The sequence below is a fragment of the Psychromicrobium silvestre genome (genome assembly GCF_013408295.1).
Taxonomy (GTDB): Bacteria; Actinomycetota; Actinomycetes; order Actinomycetales; family Micrococcaceae; genus Renibacterium; species Renibacterium silvestre.
Window position 1 is genome coordinate 575,349 of sequence record NZ_JACBYQ010000001.1, and the last position, 23,178, is coordinate 598,526.

At 60.2% G+C, this 23,178-nt stretch carries 20 protein-coding genes; 14 read left to right on the top strand and 6 right to left on the bottom strand.

The annotated features are described in order from the left end of the window. Positions 1-20: 20 nt before the first annotated feature. Positions 21-1,640, bottom strand: a complete 1,620-nt coding sequence (locus tag FHU41_RS02765; protein WP_179388109.1) for a PrsW family intramembrane metalloprotease — start codon at positions 1,638-1,640, stop codon at positions 21-23. 135 nt (positions 1,641-1,775) lie between these two features. Between FHU41_RS02765 and pyrR the strand changes: the two genes are divergently transcribed. From pyrR to pyrF, 7 genes are read left to right on the top strand one after another with little or no spacing between them, the layout of a single operon-like run. Beyond that, positions 1,776-2,372, top strand: coding sequence for a bifunctional pyr operon transcriptional regulator/uracil phosphoribosyltransferase PyrR (gene pyrR, locus FHU41_RS02770; protein ID WP_179388110.1), 597 nt, complete (start codon positions 1,776-1,778; stop codon positions 2,370-2,372). Continuing rightward, positions 2,369-3,391 (top strand): aspartate carbamoyltransferase catalytic subunit, encoded by a 1,023-nt coding sequence (locus FHU41_RS02775; protein ID WP_179388111.1) that lies wholly within the window; start codon positions 2,369-2,371, stop codon positions 3,389-3,391. Before pyrR ends, FHU41_RS02775 begins: the two co-directional genes overlap by 4 nt. Then, positions 3,388-4,728, top strand: a complete 1,341-nt coding sequence (locus FHU41_RS02780; RefSeq protein ID WP_179388112.1) for a dihydroorotase — start codon at positions 3,388-3,390, stop codon at positions 4,726-4,728. The genes FHU41_RS02775 and FHU41_RS02780 overlap by 4 nt, the downstream gene beginning before the upstream one ends. Next, entirely contained in the window at positions 4,728-5,288 is a 561-nt protein-coding gene (locus FHU41_RS02785; RefSeq protein WP_246279415.1) for a PH-like domain-containing protein, read from the top strand. Before FHU41_RS02780 ends, FHU41_RS02785 begins: the two co-directional genes overlap by 1 nt. Before the next feature lies 1 nt (position 5,289). Next, complete coding sequence (carA, locus tag FHU41_RS02790) at positions 5,290-6,501, top strand: glutamine-hydrolyzing carbamoyl-phosphate synthase small subunit (protein WP_179388113.1); 1,212 nt, start codon at positions 5,290-5,292, stop codon at positions 6,499-6,501. After that, the gene (gene carB / locus FHU41_RS02795) at positions 6,501-9,815 is read left to right on the top strand and encodes a carbamoyl-phosphate synthase large subunit (protein WP_179388114.1); all 3,315 of its coding nucleotides are present in this window, start codon (positions 6,501-6,503) and stop codon (positions 9,813-9,815) included. The genes carA and carB overlap by 1 nt, the downstream gene beginning before the upstream one ends. Continuing rightward, positions 9,808-10,659 carry an orotidine-5'-phosphate decarboxylase gene (gene pyrF, locus FHU41_RS02800; protein ID WP_179388115.1) on the top strand — a complete coding sequence of 284 codons (852 nt, stop codon included), beginning with the start codon at positions 9,808-9,810 and terminating at the stop codon, positions 10,657-10,659. The genes carB and pyrF overlap by 8 nt, the downstream gene beginning before the upstream one ends. Before the next feature lie 68 nt (positions 10,660-10,727). Here the strand turns inward: pyrF and FHU41_RS02805 are convergent, their stop codons facing one another. After that, positions 10,728-12,203 (bottom strand): MDR family MFS transporter, encoded by a 1,476-nt coding sequence (locus tag FHU41_RS02805; protein ID WP_179388116.1) that lies wholly within the window; start codon positions 12,201-12,203, stop codon positions 10,728-10,730. A 315-nt stretch (positions 12,204-12,518) separates the two neighbouring features. On the opposite strand from FHU41_RS02805, the gene FHU41_RS02810 reads away from it, so the two are divergent. From FHU41_RS02810 to FHU41_RS02840, 7 genes are all read left to right on the top strand, one after another. Then, entirely contained in the window at positions 12,519-13,259 is a 741-nt protein-coding gene (locus FHU41_RS02810; protein WP_179388117.1) for a maleylpyruvate isomerase family mycothiol-dependent enzyme, read from the top strand. 123 nt (positions 13,260-13,382) lie between these two features. Continuing rightward, complete coding sequence (mihF, locus tag FHU41_RS15015) at positions 13,383-13,718, top strand: integration host factor, actinobacterial type (protein ID WP_179388118.1); 336 nt, start codon at positions 13,383-13,385, stop codon at positions 13,716-13,718. Continuing rightward, positions 13,718-14,296 (top strand): guanylate kinase, encoded by a 579-nt coding sequence (gene gmk / locus FHU41_RS15020; protein WP_179388119.1) that lies wholly within the window; start codon positions 13,718-13,720, stop codon positions 14,294-14,296. Before mihF ends, gmk begins: the two co-directional genes overlap by 1 nt. 24 nt (positions 14,297-14,320) lie before the next feature. Next, on the top strand, positions 14,321-14,599 hold the full coding sequence (gene rpoZ, locus FHU41_RS02825) for a DNA-directed RNA polymerase subunit omega (RefSeq protein WP_179388120.1): 279 nt from the start codon (positions 14,321-14,323) through the stop codon (positions 14,597-14,599). An 11-nt stretch (positions 14,600-14,610) separates the two neighbouring features. Next, positions 14,611-15,855: a bifunctional phosphopantothenoylcysteine decarboxylase/phosphopantothenate--cysteine ligase CoaBC gene (gene coaBC / locus FHU41_RS02830; RefSeq protein WP_179388121.1), complete on the top strand. Its 1,245-nt coding sequence runs from the start codon at positions 14,611-14,613 to the stop codon at positions 15,853-15,855. A 63-nt stretch (positions 15,856-15,918) separates the two neighbouring features. Continuing rightward, the gene (gene metK, locus FHU41_RS02835; protein WP_179389095.1) at positions 15,919-17,109 is read left to right on the top strand and encodes a methionine adenosyltransferase; all 1,191 of its coding nucleotides are present in this window, start codon (positions 15,919-15,921) and stop codon (positions 17,107-17,109) included. Positions 17,110-17,202: 93 nt separating this feature from the next. Then, on the top strand, positions 17,203-19,263 hold the full coding sequence (locus FHU41_RS02840) for a primosomal protein N' (RefSeq protein ID WP_179388122.1): 2,061 nt from the start codon (positions 17,203-17,205) through the stop codon (positions 19,261-19,263). 21 nt (positions 19,264-19,284) lie between these two features. Here FHU41_RS02840 and FHU41_RS02845 read toward each other — a convergent pair whose 3' ends face one another. From FHU41_RS02845 to FHU41_RS02860, 4 genes are read right to left on the bottom strand one after another with little or no spacing between them, the layout of a single operon-like run. After that, the gene (locus tag FHU41_RS02845; RefSeq protein WP_179388123.1) at positions 19,285-20,364 is read right to left on the bottom strand and encodes a glycosyltransferase; all 1,080 of its coding nucleotides are present in this window, start codon (positions 20,362-20,364) and stop codon (positions 19,285-19,287) included. Then, positions 20,361-21,290, bottom strand: coding sequence for an alpha/beta fold hydrolase (locus FHU41_RS02850; protein ID WP_179388124.1), 930 nt, complete (start codon positions 21,288-21,290; stop codon positions 20,361-20,363). Before FHU41_RS02850 ends, FHU41_RS02845 begins: the two co-directional genes overlap by 4 nt. After that, positions 21,287-22,120: an aldo/keto reductase gene (locus FHU41_RS02855; RefSeq protein ID WP_179388125.1), complete on the bottom strand. Its 834-nt coding sequence runs from the start codon at positions 22,118-22,120 to the stop codon at positions 21,287-21,289. The genes FHU41_RS02850 and FHU41_RS02855 overlap by 4 nt, the downstream gene beginning before the upstream one ends. Beyond that, entirely contained in the window at positions 22,117-23,148 is a 1,032-nt protein-coding gene (locus FHU41_RS02860; RefSeq protein ID WP_425503231.1) for a sugar-binding transcriptional regulator, read from the bottom strand. The genes FHU41_RS02855 and FHU41_RS02860 overlap by 4 nt, the downstream gene beginning before the upstream one ends. Positions 23,149-23,178 lie beyond the last annotated feature (30 nt).

Consider the following 23,178-nt stretch of genomic DNA (forward strand, 5'->3'; position numbering starts at 1 on the left):
CTCGACGGAGCCGGAGCGGCTCAGTTCAAAACCATCGGGCGTAGCGCGGTAATCTCATTCAGCAGATCCTGCTCATCGGACTGATTCTGCTTTTGGCTCGCACCCACCAGGATGCGCTGGCGAGTATAGGCCAGCGAGGTGGATTTACGAATGAACTCCTTCATCGGCTGCGTCCGACGGAAGGTTTTAGCCCAATTCATCGCGTTCCGGCGACCGGCCGGGGTAGCGATCATAATGACTTCCTCCGGAGTGAACCAACCGCTCTGCGCATATTCGGCCAACCGCCGCTGGGTGAGCTTCGCCTCCGATTTGCGTAAGAAGTAAATCCCCACGCCCCAGAGCACCAGCAATGGACCCTCATAGACCACCGATTGCAGGAACACCGAGGCCAGGAAACTGGGCAGATCGGTGGGTTCGAAAAGCGTGGGCGCGCTGTTCCAGATGTAATGGAAGATCATCGCAGGCACCAAGCCAATGAAGAAGAAGCCAATGATCATTCCGGTGTTCCCCTTGCGAGCCGCATAACCGACCGCAACACCCGTGCAAGCTGTATAAAGTGCGTGGCCGAAGGGACTGAAGATGCCACGGATGATAAAGATAATGCTCAGGCCCAGAGCACCGCTGTCCGGATCCACGAAGGTACGCCCGAAGTACTGAATATTCTCCGTGAAGGCAAAGCCCGCGGCAATCGTGGCTGCATACACCACACCATCAACCGGGCCATCGAAATACTTCCGTGCGAAGAGGGCTATCAGCAAAATGCCCAGCCCCTTCGAGAATTCCTCCACCGGGGGTGCTTCAAAGCTCGCCAGCCATTGAGAGGCCTCTAGCTTAGAAAGGTCCTGCGGCATGAAGAGCCTGACCCAGGCGGGTTGAATCAAAAGGGTGGTGCCGATCGATCCGGCGGCACCCCAGAGCAGAGCAAATCCCAGCATCCAACGGGGTTCCGGTTCCCAGCGATCAATGAAGTACACCGTGAGCAGCACGGCCGCCAAGGGGAAGAGGGAGAGCAGGAAGCCCACCATAATTCCCGCCGGTCCGGCAGCTCGATAGAGATTGGGTAGCACCAGGAAGATCGCCAGCAAGGCAACCACCAGGCAGGTGATGCTCACCAGCAGCACAATGTTCAGTGTTCTGCCGGTGCGCTTTGCCTGCTGATGGGTCCACACCGGCTGAATTGGCTGAGTCGGAGCGTAGTTAGGAGCCGGGGTGTAGTTCTCCGGCTCTACTTGTCCCATCCAAGTGGGATTGATCGGGGTCACATAAGGCTGCTGATTCTGAAATGGCTGATTCTGCCCCGGCTGGTAGGGTCCACCATAGCCTGCGTTCTGGTCGTAGAACGGCTGCTGCTGACCGTAGCCGCCTTGATGAGGCTGAGTTTGAGCCGGCTGGCCTTGGTAGTAGTTTTGCGTGGCCGGATCAGTGGGATTCTGTCCGTAGAGATTCTGTGGGGCAGGCTGCTGAACGTGCTGACCGTGACCGTACTGTTGTTGGTCGTACTGATCTTGGCTGTAGGGCTGTTGCCCATATTGATTCTGTTGCTGCGGATAGATCGGCTGGCCATACTGATCGTATTGCTGCACCTCTGGCTGTGGCTGCCAGTTCTGTGGATTGTTCGGATCCTGCCAAGGGGTGGTCATAGCCCATACTTTACGGCGTATCGGGTGACTAAACCAAGCAGTTGGGCTAATCGGCGGGGATACTGCTGTGATAGCTTTGAACTGCAACGATCCACTTTTAATTCCGTCCTGTGAGGCGGGGAAGGGGGCATCGGCATGAACAACTCTCTTCAGGCTACGGGAACCGGCAACGGGCGCGTGGTTCTGGGTAGTGCGGACATTGACCGTGCACTGACGCGCATTGCGCATGAAATCCTCGAATCGAATCGAGGTCCCGAGCAACTCGTGCTCCTGGGCATTCCACGTCGAGGCTTTCCCTTGGCGCAACGGTTGGCAGCGAAGATCGCCGCCGCAGAACCCCGGGTTACGGCCGCGGATATTGTTGGTCAGCTCGATGTCACCATGTTTCGTGACGACCTGTCCCGGCAGCCCACCCGCGCTCCACAGCGAACCGAGCTGCCGCCGTCGGGCATTGACGACAAAGTCGTGGTGCTAGTTGATGACGTGCTCTATTCCGGACGGACCATCCGAGCCGCACTGGACGCTCTGGTCGATTTGGGCAGGCCAAAGGTCGTTCGGCTCGCCGTATTGGTCGATCGCGGGCACCGGGAATTGCCGATTCGAGCGGACTACGTGGGCAAGAACCTGCCAACCTCCTCCAGCGAGCGGGTTTGGGTGCAGCTAGCGGAGACCGACGACGGCGCAGAGCAAGTTTTGATCGAAGGCCCGGCCCAGGAGGGGGTGCAGGCATGAGACATCTTCTATCAACACACGATCTTGCGCTCAGCGATGCCCTGGCCATTCTGGACACCGCCGAGGAAATGGCGGCGGTGACCGACCGTGAGGTGAAGAAGTTACCCGCGCTGCGCGGTCGCACCGTAGTGAACCTTTTCTTCGAAGACTCCACCCGAACCAGGATCTCTTTTGAGGCCGCAGCTAAACGGTTGAGCGCCGATGTGATCAACTTTGCGGCCAAAGGCTCCTCGGTTTCCAAGGGCGAATCCCTTAAGGACACCGCTCAGACCTTAGAAGCGATGAGCGCCGATGCCGTGGTGGTGCGGCATGGAGCCTCCGGCGCACCGCAACAGTTGGCGAACTCCGGCTGGATCGACGCGGTGGTCATCAATGCGGGCGATGGCACCCACGAACACCCCACTCAGGCTCTGCTGGATGCCTTCACGATGCGACGGCATTGGGCGAAGCTACACGGGGTGCCCTCAACAGGTTCAGACCTTAGAGGCATGCGGGTGGCCATTGTCGGCGATGTACTGCATTCCCGAGTGGCCCGCTCTAACGTTTGGCTGTTGAAGACGCTGGGTGCTTCGGTGACCTTGGTGGCGCCGCCCACCCTGCTGCCGCTGGGAGTGCGTTCCTGGCCGGTGGAAGTTAGCTACGATCTGGACCGCACCCTCGCCGCGGGAGTTGACGCCGTGATGATGTTGCGGGTGCAGGGGGAGCGGATGAATGCCGCCTTTTTCCCTTCCGAACGCGAATACTCTCGGCGGTGGGGTTTTGATGATGGCCGCCTAGCCAGCCTGGACACCTTGGGACTCAAGGACACCATCGTGATGCATCCCGGACCGATGAACCGGGGCCTGGAGATTTCCTCCGCGGCGGCAGACTCCCCTCGTTCCACCGTGCTGGAGCAGGTTCGCAATGGAGTCGCGGTAAGAATGGCGGCTCTCTATTTGCTGCTCAGCGGTGGTTCCAGGCACAGCTCCGAAAACCACCCGGCAGCAAGCACCGAACAGAGTAAAGGAAGCACAGCATGAGCAACTACTTGATTAAAGGCGCATCGGTGCTCGGCGGCGTGCGGGCTGATTTGCTGATCACCGATGGCGTGCTCAGCGAAGTGAGCGAGACCCCGATTAGCTCTTCGGGCGCACAAGTTATCGATGCCGAAGGCCTGGTGGCGCTGCCCGGACTGGTCGATCTGCACACCCACCTGCGCGAGCCCGGCCGGGAGGACGCCGAAACCGTACTGACCGGCTCCCAGGCGGCGGCCAAGGGTGGCTTCACCGCAGTTCATGCGATGGCAAACAGCACCCCGGTAGCGGATACCGCCGGAGTGGTGGAGCAGGTCTATAGCCTTGGCCTGGAGGCTGGCTGGACCGAGGTCCGCCCGGTGGGCGCGGTGACCGTGGGACTAGCCGGGCAGCGCCTGGCAGAGCTTGGCGCAATGGCCGATTCCCGGGCCCGAGTGCGCGTCTTCTCCGATGATGGAATGTGCGTCTGGGACCCGTCACTGATGCGTCGAGCGCTGGAATACGTCAAGGCGTTCGACGGCGTGGTGGCCCAGCACGCGCAGGAACCTCGCCTCACCGAGGGCGCCCAGATGAACGAGGGGGAGGTCTCAGCGGTCCTTGGTCTGCAGGGTTGGCCCGCGGTCGCCGAGGAGAGCATCATCGCCCGCGATGTGCTGCTGGCCCAGCATGTCGATTCCCGGCTGCATGTCTGTCACGTTTCCACTGCTGGCAGCGTGGAGATCATCCGTTGGGCCAAGGCCCGGGGGATTAAGGTCACCGCCGAAGTCACCCCACATCATCTGCTACTCACCGATGAGCTGGTGCGCAGCTATGATCCGGTGTTCAAGGTCAACCCGCCGCTGCGTACCTCCGAGGATGTCCAGGCGCTGCGGGCCGGGCTGGCGGACGGCACCATCGATGTGGTGGGCACCGATCACGCACCACACCCCAGCGAAGCCAAGGAATGCGAATGGGCGCAGGCCGCGATGGGGATGACGGGTCTGGAGACCGCGCTTTCCGTGGTGCAGCACACGATGGTAGAGACCGGGCTAATCGGCTGGGAGCAGGTTGCCCGAATCACTTCGCAAACCCCAGCCAAAATCGGTCAGCTGCCCTGGCAGGGCGGATCACTGCGAACCGGGGAAGCAGCCAATCTGGTGTTGGTCGATCCCGCCGCGCGTTGGACCGTTGACCCGAAGCTGATGGCCACCAAGGGCCGCAACTCGCCCTTCGCCGGTCTTGAACTGCCCGGTGCCGTGCAGGCTACTTTCTTCCGAGGGCATCCCACGGTTCTGGACGCCGCTTTGAATGCCTCGCTGCCGCAGCAGAACTCCTTGCCGCAGAATCCAGGGGTGCGCAGCTGATGGATAAGGTTTTTCCCACCATCTTCGCAATCATCCTGGTGCTCGGAGTCTTCACCCTGATCTGGTGGGGCTGGCGTAACCGGCAACGTAGGCAGGCCGATACTCAGCCCCTACCCGAGGTGCCGGAGCTCACCGAGCCGCTGGCCGACGTCGAAGGTCAGTATGTGGCCACCACTAGCGAGGGGGACTGGCTGGACCGGATCGCGGTGCACAGCCTGGGCTTGCGGACCCGGAGCCGGTTGAGCGTTCACCCGGAAGGCATTCTCTTCAGCCGTAGCGGTGCCCCGGATCTGTTCATTGCCAAGGAGCAGTACGACGACGTCCGGCTGGAGAGCGGGATGGCCGGAAAGTTCGTCGAAAAGGACGGGCTACTGGTACTTAGCTGGCGACTGGGCGAACAAGCTCTAGATACCGGCTTCCGAACTCAGAAAGCGGCGGAGAGAACCCCGCTTTTCGAACTTTTGCGGAGCATTACCCCACATCACGAATCGCACAGTACAGAATCCAACAACGCAGATTTTCACAAGACAGATTTTCACAGCACAGAAAAGGACGGCTGATATGACTCAGTCCGCAGAACCTCAGAACAGCGCCGTGCTGATTCTCGAAGACGGGACCAGCTTCCACGGCAGCAGCTACGGTGCCACCGGAACCGCCCTAGGAGAGGCCGTTTTCTCCACCGGCATGACCGGCTACCAGGAAACTATCACCGATCCCTCCTACGCCAGGCAGCTGGTGGTGCAGACCGCGCCGCATATCGGCAATACCGGCGTCAACGATGAGGACGCCGAGTCCCGCAAGATCTGGGTGGCTGGGTATATCGTCCGAGATCCTGCCCGCCGCGCCTCCAACTGGCGTTCTCAGCGCAGTCTGGACGAGGAGCTGATAGTTCAGGGCATCATCGGCATCCAGGGCGTTGATACCCGTGCCATCACGAGGCATCTGCGTGAGCGTGGGGCGATGAAAGCAGGCATCTTCTCCGGGGCGGATGCACAGCGGCCTGCCGCCCAGCTGCTCACCGAGGTAACCTCGCAAGCCTCGATGGAAGGCTTACAGCTGGCCGAAGAGGTCAGCGTCTCCGAGGCATACACGGTAGAACCCTCCGATCACGGTTGGCAGGCCCCGGACGGCAGTACGCAGCCGCTTTTCAGCATTGCCGCCCTGGATCTGGGCATTAAGGCGATGACTCCGCAGCGTTTCGCGGAGCGCGGGGTGCGGGTACATGTGTTGCCTGCTACCGCTTCCTTCCAGGACATCCAGGCGGTTCAGCCCGATGGAGTTTTTATGTCCAATGGCCCTGGGGACCCGGCCACGGCCGATGCCCAAGTCGGTCTGCTCCGCGAGGTGCTGGACCAGAAGATCCCGTTCTTTGGAATCTGCTTCGGTAATCAGATTTTGGGCCGGGCGCTCGGCTTCGGCACCTATAAACTGCGCTATGGTCACCGCGGCATTAACCAGCCGGTGATGGACCGAGCCACCGGCAAGGTGGAGATCACCTCGCAGAACCACGGCTTCGCGGTGGACGCACCCAAGGAGCGAATTAGCGACGCCCCGGAGAGCCGTTTTGGCCGGGTCGAGGTGAGTCATATCAGCCTGAACGACGACGTCGTGGAGGGCCTCAACTGCCTTGACCTACCTGCTTTCTCGGTGCAGTATCACCCGGAGGCCGCGGCCGGTCCGCACGATTCCGCCTACCTATTCGACCGTTTTATTGACTTGATGCGCAGCACCGCCAGCGCACACCAGGCTAAGACCGCAGAGGACTCCGAGTAATGCCTAAAAGAGAAGATTTGAAATCCGTTCTGGTGATCGGCTCCGGCCCGATTGTGATTGGCCAGGCCGCAGAGTTCGACTACTCCGGAACCCAGGCTTTGCGGGTGCTCAAGGAAGAGGGTCTGCGGGTCATCTTGGTCAACTCCAACCCGGCCACCATCATGACCGATCCCGAGTTCGCCGATGCCACTTACGTTGAGCCGATCACTCCCGAGGTGGTGGAGAAGATCATCGCCAAGGAACGGCCCGACGCCGTGCTGCCCACCCTGGGTGGACAGACCGCGCTCAACACCGCGATTGCCTTGGATAAGAACGGCGTGCTGGCCAAGTACAACGTCGAGCTGATCGGCGCGAATATTGCCGCCATCGAGCTCGGCGAGGACCGGGAGAAGTTCAAGGGCGTAGTAGAGCGCTGCGGCGCCGAATCCGCCCGTTCGCATATTGTGCACTCCCTGGACGAGGCCTTCGAAGCCGCCGCCGATCTGGGTTACCCATTGGTTGTTCGGCCTTCCTTCACGATGGGTGGCTTGGGTTCCGGGCTGGCTTATAGCGAAGCGGACCTGCGTCGGATCGCCGGGGCAGGCATCCAGTACAGCCCCACCTCCGAGGTATTGCTTGAAGAGAGCATCCTGGGCTGGAAAGAATACGAACTCGAAATGATGCGGGACAAAAACGACAATGTCGTGGTGGTCTGCTCGATCGAGAACTTCGATCCGGTCGGCGTGCACACCGGAGATTCGATCACCGTCGCTCCGGCCATGACGCTGACCGATCGTGAGTATCAGAAGCTGCGCGATATTTCGATTGCTGTGATCCGCGAGGTGGGCGTCGATACCGGCGGTTGCAATATTCAGTTCGCTATCGAGCCGAGCACCGGCCGGGTGGTGGTGATCGAGATGAACCCCCGGGTTTCTCGTTCTTCAGCCCTGGCGTCCAAGGCCACCGGCTTCGCTATCGCCAAGATCGCTACCAAGCTCTCGCTCGGTTACACCCTGGACGAGATCCCAAACGACATCACCCAGAAGACCCCGGCGAGCTTCGAACCGACCCTGGATTACGTCGTCGTGAAGGTGCCGCGCTTTGCCTTCGAGAAGTTCCCGGCGGCCGATCCCACCCTGACCACCACGATGAAGAGCGTGGGCGAGGCGATGGCCATTGGTCGGAACTTCACCGAGGCCCTGCAAAAGGCGCTGCGTTCCTTGGAGCAGAAGGGCACCCAGCTGAATTTCGGCAGCGTCAACGCGCTCGACGTGCCTGATCTGATCGAGGCCGCGAAGCGTCCCACCACCGACCGGCTGGGGCAGGTACAGCGAGCCTTGGCCGGAGGTGCCTCCATTGAGGAACTCTATGAAGCGACCGGAATCGATCCCTGGTTCCTGGATCAGCTGCAGTTACTGAACGAAATCGCGACTGAACTGCGTTCAACCGCTCAGCTTGATGCCGGCGTGCTGCAGCGGGCCAAGCGGCATGGCTTCTCGGATGCCCAGATCGCTGAATTGACGCACAATACCGAAGGCGTTGTGCGTGGTGTTCGGCAGGCGCTAGGTATCCGCCCGGTCTATAAGACGGTAGATACCTGCGCGGCTGAGTTCGCTGCCTACACGCCCTACCACTACTCCTCCTATGACCTGGAGGACGAAGTAGCTTTGCACGAGAAGCCCTCGATTATCATTCTGGGTTCCGGGCCGAACCGGATTGGTCAGGGCATCGAGTTCGACTACTCCTGCGTGCATGCCTCAATGGCGCTGCGCAAGGCCGGCTACGAAACCGTGATGGTGAACTGCAACCCGGAAACCGTTTCCACCGATTACGACGTCTCCACCCGGCTGTACTTCGAGCCGCTGACCCTGGAAGACGTGCTTGAGGTAATCGCTGCCGAGGAACGCACCGGGGGAGTGATGGGTGTTTTCGTTCAGCTGGGCGGGCAAACTCCACTCAAGCTTGCCCAGGACCTGGCCGATGCCGGAGTGCCGATTCTTGGCACCTCGCCGGAAGCCATCGATCTGGCCGAACACCGTGGCCAGTTTGCCCGCGTGCTAGATAACGCTGGCCTGATTGCGCCCAAGAACGGAACTGCGGTCTCCTTTGAGGATGCCAAACGCGTAGCGGACGAAATCGGTTACCCGGTGCTGGTCCGCCCCTCCTATGTGCTCGGCGGACGAGGAATGGAAATCGTCTACGACGAGGCTCAGCTTTCCCGCTACATCGCCGGTGCCACCGAGATCACCCCGGACCATCCGGTGCTGATTGACCGCTTCCTGGAGGACGCCATCGAAATTGATGTCGATGCTCTCTACGACGGCCAGGAACTTTACCTGGGCGGCGTGATGGAACACATCGAGGAAGCCGGGATTCACTCGGGCGACTCGGCTTGCGTGCTGCCCCCCATCACCCTGGGAGCGAATGTTATCGACCGAGTCCGCGAGGCCACCAGGGCTATCGCCGAAGGGGTCGGAGTACGGGGCTTGATCAACATTCAGTTCGCGCTGGCCTCCGATGTGCTCTATGTCCTAGAAGCCAACCCGCGCGCTTCCCGGACGGTACCTTTCGTCTCCAAGGCCACCGGCGTCCAACTGGCCAAGGCTGCCGCTTTGATCGGCACCGGGGTGACCGTCAACCAGCTACGCAGCGCGTACAAGATGATCCCGGAAACGTTCGACGGCGGTTCCCTTCCCTTGGGTGCCCCGGTGGCGGTCAAGGAAGCGGTACTGCCGTTCAGTCGCTTCCGCACCCCGGAGGGCGAGGTGGTAGATTCCCTGCTCGGTCCGGAGATGCGCTCCACCGGCGAGGTGATGGGCATCGACCGGCACTTCGATACCGCCTTCGCGAAGAGCCAGGCCGCGGCCAATAATGCCCTTCCCACCGAGGGCAAGGTCTTCGTCTCGGTGGCGAATCGGGATAAGCGCGCGGTCATCATGGCGGTCAAACTGCTCGCCGACTTCGGTTTTGAGATCGTCTCCACCGGTGGCACCGCGGACGTGCTGCGTCGAAACGGCATTCAGTCCACCACGGTGCGCAAGGTTGCCGAAGGAGCCAGCGCCGAGGGCGAGGGCACCATTGTTGACCTGATCGTGGCGGGGGAGATCGATATGGTCTTCAATACCCCCTCCGGTGGTGAAGCTCGCGGCGACGGCTATGAGATCCGTGCGGCTGCGACCTCGATCGGCATTCCGTGCATCACCACGGTGGCCGAGTTCAACGTTGCCGTGCTAGCCATCGAGGCTATGCGCAGCTTCGAATGGTCGGTGACTAGCTTGCAGGAGCACGCGGAGACTCTGCTGCAAGCCGCAGGGCAGGAGTCCTCGAATGGCTGAGTCCTTCGGTAACCAACTCCGTTCCGCGATGGCCGCCCGTGGCCAGCTTTGCGTCGGCATTGATCCGCACCCCTCCTTGCTACGGGAGTGGGGCCTGGATCAGGACGTGGTCTCGCTTAAGCGATTCTCCTTCACTCTCTTGGAGGCGGTGGCCGATTTGGTGCCAGCGATCAAACCACAGGTGGCTTTGTTCGAGCGCTTCGGCTCCGCAGGCTTCGCAGTGCTTGAGGAACTGCTCGCCACAGCTCGTGAAGCGGGGGTACTGACCATTGCGGACGCTAAACGCGGCGATATTGGTTCTACCATGACTGCTTATGCGCAGGCCTGGCTGGACGAGGCTTCACCGCTGGCCGCCGATGCCGTCACGCTCAGCCCGTACTTGGGTTTTGAATCGCTGCGACCGGCCTTGGACTTAGCTAGCGAGCAAGGGCGTGGTGTCTTCGTGCTGGCGCTGACCTCCAATCCGGAAGGTCCGAGCGTTCAGCATGTCGGCGCTGCCGATCCCGAGGGCTCGGTGGCGGCTCGAATTGTGCGTTCCGCGGCGGAGGAGAACACTCGCGCAGCGAAAACTGGGGGCGGCTGGGGTTCCACCGGTCTAGTGATCGGTGCCACCGTGGGGGAGGCACTGCGTAGCTTGCAGATTGACCTCGGCTCCTTGCAGGGGCCTATCCTGGCTCCCGGTTTTGGTGCTCAAGGAGCCACCGCGGCTGACCTCCGCGCGGTCTTCGGCGCCGCTTATTCTCAGGTGCTGGCTACCTCCAGTCGGGGGATCGCCGTCGTCGGACCTGAATCGGTAGCGCTGCGGGCAGCCACCCAACAGGCGCTGGCCGAACTAGCCGCTTAAAACACCAAGGCTAAAACACCAGGGCACTTAGTATCGCTTTCGATACTAAGTGCCCTGCCTTTTTCGAATTAGTGCGCCGGGGCTTCTACACCCTCGTGTGCCTCGGAGGTCACGCTATCGGCGGGCTTCCGAATGAAGAAGCCGATCACGATATTCGCGGTAAAGAGGATCGCTCCGATCATAAAGGCCAATCGGATACCCGCTGCCGTGGCCACTTCATCGCTTGAACCTGTTGCCGCCAATCCGGCAGCTTGAGAGCTCATCACGGCGATGAAGAGTGCGGTACCAGCCGCACCGGCCACCTGTTGGACGGTGCCAACGATAGCCGAACCGTGCGAGTAGAGCTTGGGCTCCAAGGAAGCCAGCCCCGCGGTGAAGAGCGGAGTGAAAACAAACCCCAGCCCCAAGCTGAGCAAAATATGCATCACCAAGAGGTAGTAGGGCGAGGTGTTCGCGTTCACCATGGAGAGCATCCAGAGCACCGCGGTGACCAGAATGGTGCCCGGCACAATCAGCGGACGCGGACCATATTTATCGAAGAGCCGGCCGGCAATCGGCGCCGAGAGCCCCATAACCAGTCCACCAGGCAGCAGCATCAGCCCCACCCATAGGCTCTCCACATGCAGCACTCTCTGCAGGTAAATCGGCAGCAAGATGATGGTGCCGAAGAGCGCCATCATGGCCACCAACATCATCACCACTGTGGCGGTGAAGGAAGAGTTACGGAAAGTCCGTAGATCGAGCAAAGCCCGATCACTACGCTGCAAGGACAACTGCCGGAAGATGAAGGCGGTCAGCGCAACGACGCCTACGACCAGCGAAACGACGAGAACACCTGGGGAGGCATCCGTGCCGGTATGGCCGAGCTGGCTGAGTCCGTAGACCAGACCGCTGAAACCAAAGGCGGACAAGATCACCGAGGCCACATCCAGAGGTGCCTTGCTCGGTTCGCTGACATTGCGCACCCAACGGTAACCAATCGCCAGCATCACCAGGGCAATGGGAAGTACCACGCCGAACATCCAGCGCCATGAGCCCAGGCTCAGGATGATGCCCGCAATGGTCGGGCCAATGGCCGGGGCCACTGAGATCACGATGCTGATATTGCCCATCGTCTTGCCTCGCGAGGAGGCCGGAACCAACTGCAGGATGGTGGTCATCAGCAGCGGCATCATAATTGCGGTGCCGCAAGCCTGGACGATTCTGGCGATCAGCAAAACGGAGAACCCCGGGGCCACAATGGCCAGCAAGGTACCCGCGCTGAAAAAGATCATCGCGGTGATGAAGACCTGTCGGGTGGTTAGCCGTTGCAACAGGAAGCCGGTAATGGGGATAACCACGGCCATGGTCAACATGAAGGCGGTGGAAAGCCACTGCACTGTATTGGCATCCACATGCAGATCGTTCATCAGTGGGGTTAGTGCCACGCTCATGATGGTCTCGTTGAGAAAAACCACGAAGGTGGCGGCTAGGAGCAGGTAAATGACCTGCATATTTCGGCGCTCCAGATCGGGACTGGGTGGGTGGCTCTGAGTCTCGGTCATGCTTCTCCTCAAGGTTGAATACGGCTATAAAAGTCTAAGAATGTGGTTTTGGAACAAAATTGAGCTGCCGGGATATTCCCCGTGGGGTGATCCTTGTTGAACATGGACGGTTCGAAGTTGAACTCGAAGGGATTCTGCGGTTTGGGAGCAGAATCCAGATGCCAGAACGGGCGCGTGTTAAAAGTTCACCGGTTAACTCTAAAGGTGTAAGGGCTGAAATGTCGAGATTATCTGCCCAAAAATACCTCGGTTTATTCGATGGATTTATATCACCTCATCGGAAATCTGGGCTAAATCGCAGGCTAAGCTGAGCTGGTGACGCAGCTCTCATCCGAGGACCACCTGAAACAACTAGCCAATTCCCTGCACTTCATGAGCGATTGGCTACCGCAAGCACGACAGGCGCCGGAAACTACCGTTCCAGCTTGCCCTGGCTGGACACTCTCCGACCTCTACGCCCATCTCAGCGACGTGCACCGAAACGTCATCCAGACCTTGGCGACCGCGGGAACAGATCGCCGTCCTGAGCCTCGCGGTCAGAATTCTGAACAACACCACTCGGACCCCTTCGATGGCTTCCTGGAATCCTCTCGCGATCTGTTTAAGGCTCTTACGGCAACCGATCCGGGCCTGGCCTGCTGGGGCTTCGGCCCGCCACCTCGGCTAGCTGCCTTCTGGTTCAGAAGGCAGAATATGGAGCACCTAGTGCATGCCGAAGATCTAGCGCAGAGCTTACGAAGCCAAGAACCGGCGATGGCCAAGGAAGCCCACTTGTCGAATGAAACTGCCCTAGACGGGGTCTCCGAGCTACTGGACATGCTGGTACCACAACGCATTCGCTCCGGTACGGTGGAGCAGCCCGCGGCAGCGCTTCGATTTGAGGCAGCCGGACAGAGCTGGATCGTCGGTGCCGGGGAGGTCGTTGCGAGCCTGACCACGGACCCGGTGACCATGTTACTGGGGCTGTGGCGCCGCCGTCCGCTGCTCTCTTTAGCAATCACGACGGGTGATCGAGAAGTCCTTGGGGCCTTCCTGCAAAGTAAAATTGTGCCCTGAACCAACGGGCAAATTCTGCTATGGGATTGATTTTCCAGGGGTAGAGCGGATAGGTTTCAAAGAAAGTTATTAGTCGTCGCCGATGCCTCGGCGTGCGCAAGCGAGGTTAGGCATGGGTGAGCAGTGACTTTAAAACCTTTGACGGCTCAGGAGCGTGCTGCTGCCCTGGCGAAGGCTGCTCAGGCGCGTACCATTCGTGCCGAGGCGAAGAGCAAGCTCAAAAACGGCAACACCAGCATCGCCGCGTTGATTGAGGCAGCAGCCACAGAGGAAGCCCTAGGTCGTTTGAAAGTCACTGAATTGCTGGAATCGCTACCGGGAGTGGGCCAAGTGCGTGCCCGAGCCATTATGGAACAAGTTGGTATCGCCAGCACCCGCCGGCTGCGCGGCTTAGGAATACACCAACGCAAGGCACTCATCGAGCTACTCGACTCCAATATTCTTCAGGCCAGGTCCTAGTGCCTGATCAGCTCCACACCGGACTCACCGTATTAGCCGGGCCAACCGCCGTCGGCAAGGGAACCGTTTCGACCTACATCCGGGACAACTATCCTCAGGTCTGGCTTTCCGTCTCCGCCACCACTCGTCAGCCCCGTCCGGGCGAAGTAGACGGGGTGCACTATTTCTTCAAGACCGCCGAAGAGTTCGATCAGCTCATTAACGAGGGCGCTTTTCTGGAGTGGGCAGTGGTGCATGGGCAGAATCGCTACGGCACCCTGCGGTCCACGGTGCAGGACGCCGTAGCTGCCGGAAAATCGGTGTTATTGGAAATCGATTTACAAGGTGCCCGGCAGGTCAAAGCGGCGGTTCCGGAGGCGCGTTTCGTCTTTCTGGCCCCGCCCAGTTGGGACGAACTGGTGCGAAGATTGATCGGCCGCGGCACGGAAAGCGCCGATGAACAGCAACGACGCCTGGAAACCGCTAAAATGGAACTTGCTGCCGAACCTGAGTTCGATCACACCATTGTTAACGACAGTGTGCACAGGGCGGCAGACGAGCTAGTTTCCCTCATGGGACTTGCCGCAAACCCGCGTTGAGCCCCAGTAATTTTTGGAGTATTTGTGTCTAATCCTGCCGAAGGCATTATCAACCCGCCGATCGATTCGCTGCTGGAAGCAGCCGATTCGAAGTACGGCCTGGTCATCTTCGGTGCCAAGCGCGCACGTCAGATCAATGCTTACTATGCGCAATTGCACGAGGGCCTTTTCGAATACGTCGGTCCGTTGGTGGATACCAAGCTGAATGAGAAGCCCTTGTCCATCGCGCTGCGCGAGGTCAACGAAGGCCTTCTGGTGGCCAAGCCGATTGAGGCTGCTCCGGTCGCGGAAGTTACCGAGTAGACAGTCTCTCGATGCGCATCATCCTCGGCGTTGGCGGCGGCATCGCCGCCTATAAGGCTGCCTCCCTTTTGCGGCTCTTCACCGAGGCGGGGCATTCGGTCACCGTCATTCCCACCCAGGCTTCGCTGAATTTTGTTGGCGCGGCCACCTGGGAAGCACTCTCCGGCAAAACGGTGAGCAATGATGTCTTTGATCAGGTGGAGAAGGTCAATCACGTCCGCTTAGGTCATGAAGCCGATCTGATTGTGCTGGCTCCGGCCACCGCCGATCTACTGGCTCGTGCGGCTGGCGGGCATGCCGATGACCTGCTGACCAACACCTTGCTGATGGCGCACGGTCCGGTGCTCTACGCGCCGGCGATGCACTCCGAGATGTGGGCTAATCCGGCCACCCAGGCCAATGTTGCCACCCTGCGCTCTCGCGGAGCCACCGTGCTCGATCCGGCCGTGGGCCGGCTGACCGGTAGCGACTCGGGTCCGGGAAGGTTGCCGGAACCCGAGGAGATTTTTGCTGCCGCACTGGCATTGGTGGAATCCCACGATAGTGCTGAGAGCCTTGGCCTGAGCGGTAAACGAGTGGTGATCACGGCCGGGGGAACCTTGGAGCCGCTGGACCCGGTTCGCTACTTGGGCAACCGCTCCTCCGGGAAACAAGGAATTGCGCTGGCTCTGGCGGCACAGCAAGCCGGTGCCACGGTTACCTTGATAGCCGCACATCTGGAAGTAGCACTGCCCAGCGCAGCCCTGACGGTGCAAAGGGTGGAAACTGCTCTTGAGCTACAGGCAGCGACCGAACTTGCCGCAGATACCGCCGATGTGGTGATCATGGCGGCCGCGGTGGCGGATTTCCGGCCCGATCATGCCGAAGGTAGCAAGATCAAGAAGCGTGATGACAGTGCTGATCCGGTGATTACCTTGGTGCGAAATCCCGATATCCTGGCCGGGCTGGTCTCTCGGCGCAATGCTCGGGGAGCGCGGCAGCTGATCGTCGGATTTGCTGCCGAAACCGGTGATGAGCGCGGAGATGTGCTGGATTATGCTCTGGCCAAGTTGGAACGCAAGGGTTGCGATCTGCTTGTGGTCAACCAGGTTGGCCAGGATGGACAGGGGCAGGAAAAAGTTTTCGGACAGGATTCGAACCAGGTACTTATCCTGGATCGGGACGGTTCCGCACCGGTGCCAGCGGAAGGCTCCAAGCAAGCGGTGGCGAGGGCCGTCGTCGAACGTATTGTGAACAAAATCGATGCTTTCCAGTGATCGCTACGATCCGGCGAGCACTGCGGAAGTTAGAGTGAAGAAGTGACTTTTAGCAAGGAATCCATGCCTGGTCTGAGACTATTTACCTCCGAGTCTGTGACCGAGGGACACCCGGATAAGATCTGTGATCAGATCAGCGACGCCATCTTGGATGCGCTTTTGCGGGCCGATCCGGAGTCTCGGGTAGCGGTTGAGACGCTGGCCACCACCGGCTTGGTACATGTCGCCGGTGAGGTGACCACTGACGCCTACGTCGAGATTCCGCAGATCGTCCGGGAGACGATTCTTGGCATCGGTTACGATTCCTCGGCAAACGGTTTCGATGGTGCACGTTGTGGCGTTTCCGTCTCCATCGGGCAGCAATCCCCGGACATCTTCGACGGCGTGTTCAACTCACTCGAAGCCAGGGCAGGTAGTACGGATAGCTATGATCTACAGGGTGCCGGCGATCAAGGCTTGATGTTCGGCTACGCCTCGAATGAGACGGGCACCTTTATGCCCACTCCGATCTTCTTGGCTCACCGCCTGTCGGAGCGGCTCTCCGAGGTACGCAAGACCGGTCAGCTGGCGTACTTACGTCCGGACGGCAAGACTCAGGTCACTATCGGGTACGACGGCGACACCCCGGTAAGTGTGCAAACGGTAGTGATCTCCAGCCAGCACGCCGAAAATGCTTCTCTTGATCAGTTGCGCGCCGATCTGGCCGAGTTCGTGATCAATCCTGTGCTAGCCGATTCCGGCTTGGATCTTTCCCAGGTTCGCCATATTCTCAATCCGGCTGGCGCCTTCGTGGTCGGCGGACCGGTGGGGGATGCTGGCTTGACCGGAAGGAAGATCATCGTCGATACCTACGGAGGGATGGCTCGGCATGGTGGTGGGGCTTTCTCCGGGAAGGATCCGTCGAAGGTCGATCGCTCTGCTGCCTATGCCATGCGATGGGTGGCGAAGAACGTGGTGGCTGCCGGGCTGGCCAGCCGCGCTGAGATTCAGATCGCTTATGCCATTGGCCAGGCTCGCCCGGTTGGTACCTATGTCGAGACTTTTGGCACCGAGACTGTCGATCCGGGCAGAATCAGCCAGGCAATCAGCGAGATCTTCGACCTGCGTCCGCAGGCGATCATTAACGATCTTGATTTGAAGCGTCCGATCTATGCGAAGACCGCAGCTCACGGCCACTTTGGTCGCGAAGACCCGGACTTCACCTGGGAACGCTTGGACCGGGTAGAGGCGCTACGCTCTTATTTCGGCGCCTAAAGAGGATCACGGTCCGGTAGTGGGCCGCAGCTTCAGACTGTCACCGGTAGCTGATTGACTTATTGCATCGACCAGCAGGCGGGAGGGAATGTCTTGAGTAGCAATGCGGGCACCGAAGCGCTGCTGCCACTGCCCGAACCAGCGGCAGATGGCGAGCAACTCACCGCTGAGCAATTGCCGATCGCCAGGGTGCTTATTGATTCCTCGCTACCGCATTTGGACCGTCTTTTTGATTATCGAATTCCGCCAGAACTCCATGAAGTCGCGCAGCCCGGCGTCCGGGTCCGGGTGCGGTTCGCTGGCCAGGAACTGGCCGGATTCCTGATCGATCGGGTGGCTCGGGCAGGCACCGAACATAAACTTGCACCGCTGGGCAAGGTGGTCAGTCCACTCCAAGTGCTCAAGCCAGAGATCCTCGCGCTGGCCACTAGCGTTGCCGCTCGATATGCCGGAGCAATCTCCGATGTGCTCAGGGTGGCGGTACCGCCACGAGCGGCGAAGGTGGAACAGGGCTATCTTGGGAAGGAACTGGGAGAACAGGAGATGCCACCGCCGTCGTTTGTGCTAGATCCGGAGTTGTTTCGCGGCTACGACCGGGCCCAGCATTTCCTGGAACACTTGGCTGCTGGCGGATCTCCTCGGGCTACCCTGGGTGCCTTGCGTGGCTACGGTGCGCTGTCCTGGCACCACCAACTTGCTCAAGCCATCGCCGTTTGCGCGGGCAGCGGGCGCGGGGCGATTGCGGTAGTGCCAGACTTACGAGATCTTGACCTGCTCTGCGTTGCTGTTGCCGAACTCCTCGGAGCGGATAGCTATGTCCGACTCACCGCCGACGATGGACCGACTCCCAGATATCGTGGATTTTTGCGGGTACTCAGTGGGGAGTGCCGGATTGTGCTCGGTACCCGTTCCGCAGCCTTTGCGCCGGTGCAGAACCTTGGCCTGCTATGTTGCTGGGACGATGGCGACGATCTGCTGATTGAGCGCCGTGCGCCTTACCAGCACGCCCGCGAAGTTCTCTTGCTACGTGCTGAGCAACAGGGCGCAGCCGTGTTGCTAGCCGGGCATACTCGCAGCACCGAGGCAGAGCGCCTGCTGGAAAGTGGCTGGGCGCAGCCCATCACACCGCAGCGGTCACTGAGTCGGCGAATTGCCCCGCGGGTGGTGAACACCTCGGACAGCTTTGAAACAGAGCGAGATCCACTCGCCACCTTGGCTCGACTGCCGCATCGGGCGTGGCAGGTGGCGCAGCAGGGACTGGAGCGCGGACCGGTGCTGATTCAGGTGGCACGCGGCGGCTATATTCCAGCCCTGGCCTGCGAAAATTGCCGGGAATCAGCCAGATGTACCAAATGCGCAGGACCGCTAGGGCGTTCCGGAGCCGTCGGAGAGGTGCAATGCCGCTGGTGCGGGACCCCGGAGAACAGTTTTAGCTGCCCGCATTGTGGGGGGCGCAGGCTGCGCAATACGGTTAGCGGAGCAGGACGTACCGCGGAGGAACTGGGCCGAGCTTTCCCTAAGGCGCAGGTCATCTCTTCGGCTAATGACCATGTCAAGGCCACCATTCCGGACAAACCAGCGCTTGTAGTGGCAACCGTGGGCGCCGAACCGGTGGCGGCCGGGGGCTATGCGGCGGCCTTGCTCCTCGACGGGGACACCCTCATGCGCCGAGAAAATCTCCGTGCTGCAGAGGAAGCCGTCCGCAGATGGTTTACCGCGGCGGCTTTGGTTCAACCGGCTGAGCAAGGCGGAACCGTGGTGCTGACCGCCTCACAAAGCGAGGCTGCGGCGGCCCTAGTGCGCTGGGATCCCGCGGGATTCGCCGCCCGCGAATTAGCACAGCGTCGCGAACTAGGGCTACCACCGGCGGTGCGCCTGATTGCATTGACCGGGGCATTGGCTGCCGTGACCACGTTTATGACTCGGCTGGAGCTTCCGGATTTGGCCAACCCAAAGGTGCGAGTTATCGGTCCGGCGCTGCTGAGTAGCTATTCAGCGGCTGCCGCCGAGGAGGAATATCGTTCCCTCATTTTCGTACCCTATGCCATGGCCCAGACCGTGCTCGCTCAGGTGCGCGCCGTCAAGGCGAGCCTCTCGGCTTCGCGGCAGACGGAGCCGGTACAGGTGCGATGCGACGGAGTGGACCTGCTCTGATGAGGAGTTCGGGCCGATCCCTTAGCCCTCAGAGTGCAGGGCGGCGGCCTCCTCGGCCATAGCCACCAAGGCCTCTGCCGAGCGTTCCCAGCTGTATTCGGCGGCGCGTTGCAGGGAAGCCGCGGAACGGCGTCGCCACTCTTCGGGCTCGGCTAGTGCGCGTACCGCCGTCGCGAAAGCTTCCGAATCATCCTCCGGAACATAGCTGGCCGCTTGGCCGCCCACTTCACGAAAAATCTCGGTGTCCGCAACCACCACCGGGGTTCCCAAGGTCATTGATTCGACCAGTGGCAAACCGTATCCCTCTGCCTTCGACAAGGTGACCAGCGCCGTCGCTCGTAATACCAGCTCGTCATACTCCTCATCGGTCACCCCATGATGAAACACCACCCGGGCGTCCTGGGGAATCAGAGCTGCCAACTCGGCTTGGCGTTCCGGGGTGATGCGGCTCAGCAGATGCAGGGTGAACTCCGGCAGCCCGGCCATTCCCCGGATCATAGTTTCCACGTTTTTATAGGGCATGAATGAGCCCATGTAGACGAGAGATTTTTCTGGCTGTACGGCGGGATCGCGCGGCTGTTTGCCCGGCTGCGGCGCATTACCGACAATCCGGATGGGCCGCTTGGTGAGCCGGAATTTCTCGATCAGGGACTGTGAGGTCTGCGAAATCGTGGACACCAAGTCTGCCCGGTTGAGTAGCAGCCGTTGTGGCCAGTAAGCCTGGTGATAGAGCCGCCAAAGGATCCGTACCGGAAGCGGCAGGAAACCCGGTGGCTGCGGGTGCTGATAGTAGATCAAGTCCTGCAAGGTCAGGATGAGTCCGTAACGCCTGCCCCAGGAGCCCATGGTTTGTAGCGGGCAGAACACCGCGTCGGGCTCTAGCGGGTTGATCTTCCTGGCGACAAAGAGTTCCATTGGCGAAAGTGGGCTGTTCACCTTGACCCAGGGCACCTCGGGAAGCAGCTTGAGCTGCCGCTCGTCATTGATCAGCATGGTGACCTCGGCGATTTTTGCGGTGGCCTCAATCAAGCTGGCACCGTAGCGGCTGATCCCGTCGTGGAAATCGGTGCGGGTAAAACGGGCGTCCATCACGATCTTCACGAAGCTGCCTCCGAAGGGTCTGGGTGTGCGGCCAGGAAAGCCTTGATGGCTTGAGCGGCTTCGGCCGGTGTCTCATAGTGAATGAGGTGCCCGACGCCGTCAATCACCGACAATTCAGCCTGCGGTAAGCGCTCCAGCAGCGCGTGTTGAGCCGGTAACGCCGCTATTTCGTCCTTCTCACCGGCGATCAGCAAGGTTGGCAGCCGGAGTTGCTCGGCCACTTGACGTACATTACCGCTGATCGAAGCCTTAAAAGCTTCCAGCAGCATGTCCCGATGAGCGAAGGAACTGAAATAGGCGTGGTGTTGGCCGTGGATGAACTCCAGCAGCTCTGGGTCCTTCGTTTTCGCCATACTCACGCTCATCACTTGCACGATCAATTTGCTCCGCAGCAGCGCCTGGCCCAGTTTCTCCGGCAGCTTCGCGGCAGCCCAGTAATAGAACTGCGCTAATTTGGAGAGCACTCCCTTTGGTCCTTCTAAAGCCGGGGCAGCAATCGGGTTGATCAGGATCAGCTCGGCCACCCGTCCGGGGTGCTCAGCCACAAAATGACTCGCCACGATCGACCCGAAGGAATGGCCTAGCAGGACGGTTCGTTCGTCCAATCCCAGCGCGGTCATAAACTCCTGTAGGAATTCGGTGTAACCGGCGATGTTGTGTTCTCGACTGGGGAAGGCTTCTGACTCGCCGAAGCCTGGCAAATCCGGCATCAGCACCCGCAAGCCCGGGAGCGCTTCTACCACTCGTTCCAGTCCGTGGTGATCACCGCGGAAACCGTGTACCACTAATACCGTGCGCAGTGGAGCTGGCGAATTGTCTGCCGGGCAGGGTAGTGCGGGGTATTCCCAGTAGTGAACGGTTGAACCGCTCAGTTCAAGGGAATGCTCACTCACCCTGTCTTGGATCACGGGGGAGTAGCGGTTCATCCTACTGTCCTGGGGTCGGAGCCAACGCGTTGAAAGCGGTCAAGGGCGGCAATTCTGGCCATGGTTTGCGGGCTCAGTTGCATAGTCGGAAGTTCAAGATTCTGCCTAATCCGCGCTTCGCTGGAGGCTTTCGGGATCGCGCTGATGCCCAGTTCGCGCAGCCAGCACAGCACCAGTTGGGCTACCGGTAGGCCCAATTCGGCGGATAACTCCAGTAAGCCCGGATCGTTTAGCACTTGCCCCCTGGCCAGTGGACTCCAAGCCTGAGTGAGAATGCCATGCTGGGCGTGGAATGCTCTCAGCGGACCTTGTTGCAACCAAGGGTGCAACTCCACCTGGTTGAGGGAGGGCCGCACAGTGCATTCCTGGAGCAGCCGCTCAAGGTGCTCGATCAGGAAGTTACTCACCCCTATAGAGCGGACGACGCCGTCGGCCGCCAAAGCCTCGAAAGCCCGGTAGGTTTCTAGGTACTTATCCTGGGCTGGCGCAGGCCAGTGGATCAAGAAGAGATCGAGATAGTCCAAGCCAAGACGTTGGTGGGATTCCTTAAAGCCGCGCAGCGCCGAATCGTAGCCTTGCTGATCGTTCCAGAGCTTGGAGGTAATGAAGAGCTCATTGCGGCTAACCACGCCATCGGAGATCGCCTGCCTGACCGCTTGGCCGACTCCTTCCTCGTTGAGATAGAACGCGGCGGTGTCTATTAATCGGTAGCCGGCGTCGATGGCTTGCCTGACCAGTCGAGCGGTTTCTTGCGGAGGAACCTTATAGACACCGTAACCTTGTGATGGAATCCGCGCACCGGAATTGAGCGTCAGCAACGGGGAAGTCATAGTCCGACTTTACCGGGTGGCTCGCTATGAACGGTTATATCCTCCTGCACCAGACGGCGCGCCGTCGCCTCATCCAGGATCAGTTCGGTGGCCAGACCGGCGGCGAGTGCACCTCGTAGACCATTGATCTTGGAAACCCCGGAGACCACACATATTCTGCGGTGAACTTGGCGCAGCTGGGATAGCGGTGGACCGGAGGCGCGGGTGTTCATGGCGATTCCGTCGTCGCTCCCATCGGCCCGGAAGAACACCGTGGCCACGTCACCCACCACCGAGCTAGCGGCTAGCCCGTCAAGATCTGTCTCATCGAGATAGCCACCGGTATAAACGTGGCTGGGTACATCGGAGTCAATCGAGCCAACACCAAAAACCGACATGGTCATTCGTTCTTGCAGATCCAGAATGCGCTGCACGCTGCGTTCGTTCCACATTGCAGCTTTGGTCTCCGCGCGATCGAAGAAGGCTGGGACTGGGAATTGCTCCACCCTGGCGCTATAGGCCTGACCGAAACGACGAAGGATTTCGGAGGCGTAGCTAATGCCGCTTGTCCTGGTGTTGCCGGAGCCATTCAGTTGCACGATTGTGCAGTCATGGGTGGTTTTCTGCCTCAGATGCCTGCTCACCGCGCTCAGTGTGGACCCCCAAGCAACACCGATCACGGCATTGGAATCCACCAGCGGCGTGATGGTCCGGGCAGCTTGCAGCGCTACTCGATCCAGCACCTCGCCTTCGTTGAGGGTGTCCGGGACCGGAACAACGTGCGCATCGACTTGGTATCGGTGGCGGATTTGCCGCTCTAATTCGGGTGTGAGCTCCTGTGGTGAACGGATCTGAATCTGTACTAATCCGCTGTCTCGCGCTGCCGAGAGTAACCGAGAAACGGTGGAGCGAGAGGTGTGCAATTCATGGGCAATGGCATCCATGGTGAGATCTTGTAGGTAGTACATCTGGGCTGCCCTCAGGCTGTCCGAATTACTCAGGGATGGTGATCGCGACAAAGTTCCCGTCCTTTCTGCACGTTTGTGCATATAGCTTGACTGAATTTTCATTCAGGTTCA

What these genes read in the sequence shown, in the direction of transcription:
- FHU41_RS02765 (WP_179388109.1), bottom strand. Translation starts at nt 1,640, where the DNA reads ATGACCACCCCTTGGCAGGATCCGAACAATCCACAGAACTGGCAGCCA.
- pyrR (WP_179388110.1), top strand. Translation starts at nt 1,776, where the DNA reads ATGAACAACTCTCTTCAGGCTACGGGAACCGGCAACGGGCGCGTGGTT.
- FHU41_RS02775 (WP_179388111.1), top strand. Translation starts at nt 2,369, where the DNA reads ATGAGACATCTTCTATCAACACACGATCTTGCGCTCAGCGATGCCCTG.
- FHU41_RS02780 (WP_179388112.1), top strand. Translation starts at nt 3,388, where the DNA reads ATGAGCAACTACTTGATTAAAGGCGCATCGGTGCTCGGCGGCGTGCGG.
- FHU41_RS02785 (WP_246279415.1), top strand. Translation starts at nt 4,728, where the DNA reads ATGGATAAGGTTTTTCCCACCATCTTCGCAATCATCCTGGTGCTCGGA.
- carA (WP_179388113.1), top strand. Translation starts at nt 5,290, where the DNA reads ATGACTCAGTCCGCAGAACCTCAGAACAGCGCCGTGCTGATTCTCGAA.
- carB (WP_179388114.1), top strand. Translation starts at nt 6,501, where the DNA reads ATGCCTAAAAGAGAAGATTTGAAATCCGTTCTGGTGATCGGCTCCGGC.
- pyrF (WP_179388115.1), top strand. Translation starts at nt 9,808, where the DNA reads ATGGCTGAGTCCTTCGGTAACCAACTCCGTTCCGCGATGGCCGCCCGT.
- FHU41_RS02805 (WP_179388116.1), bottom strand. Translation starts at nt 12,203, where the DNA reads ATGACCGAGACTCAGAGCCACCCACCCAGTCCCGATCTGGAGCGCCGA.
- coaBC (WP_179388121.1), top strand. Translation starts at nt 14,611, where the DNA reads ATGCGCATCATCCTCGGCGTTGGCGGCGGCATCGCCGCCTATAAGGCT.
- metK (WP_179389095.1), top strand. Translation starts at nt 15,919, where the DNA reads ATGCCTGGTCTGAGACTATTTACCTCCGAGTCTGTGACCGAGGGACAC.
- FHU41_RS02850 (WP_179388124.1), bottom strand. Translation starts at nt 21,290, where the DNA reads ATGAACCGCTACTCCCCCGTGATCCAAGACAGGGTGAGTGAGCATTCC.
- FHU41_RS02855 (WP_179388125.1), bottom strand. Translation starts at nt 22,120, where the DNA reads ATGACTTCCCCGTTGCTGACGCTCAATTCCGGTGCGCGGATTCCATCA.
- FHU41_RS02860 (WP_425503231.1), bottom strand. Translation starts at nt 23,148, where the DNA reads ATGCACAAACGTGCAGAAAGGACGGGAACTTTGTCGCGATCACCATCC.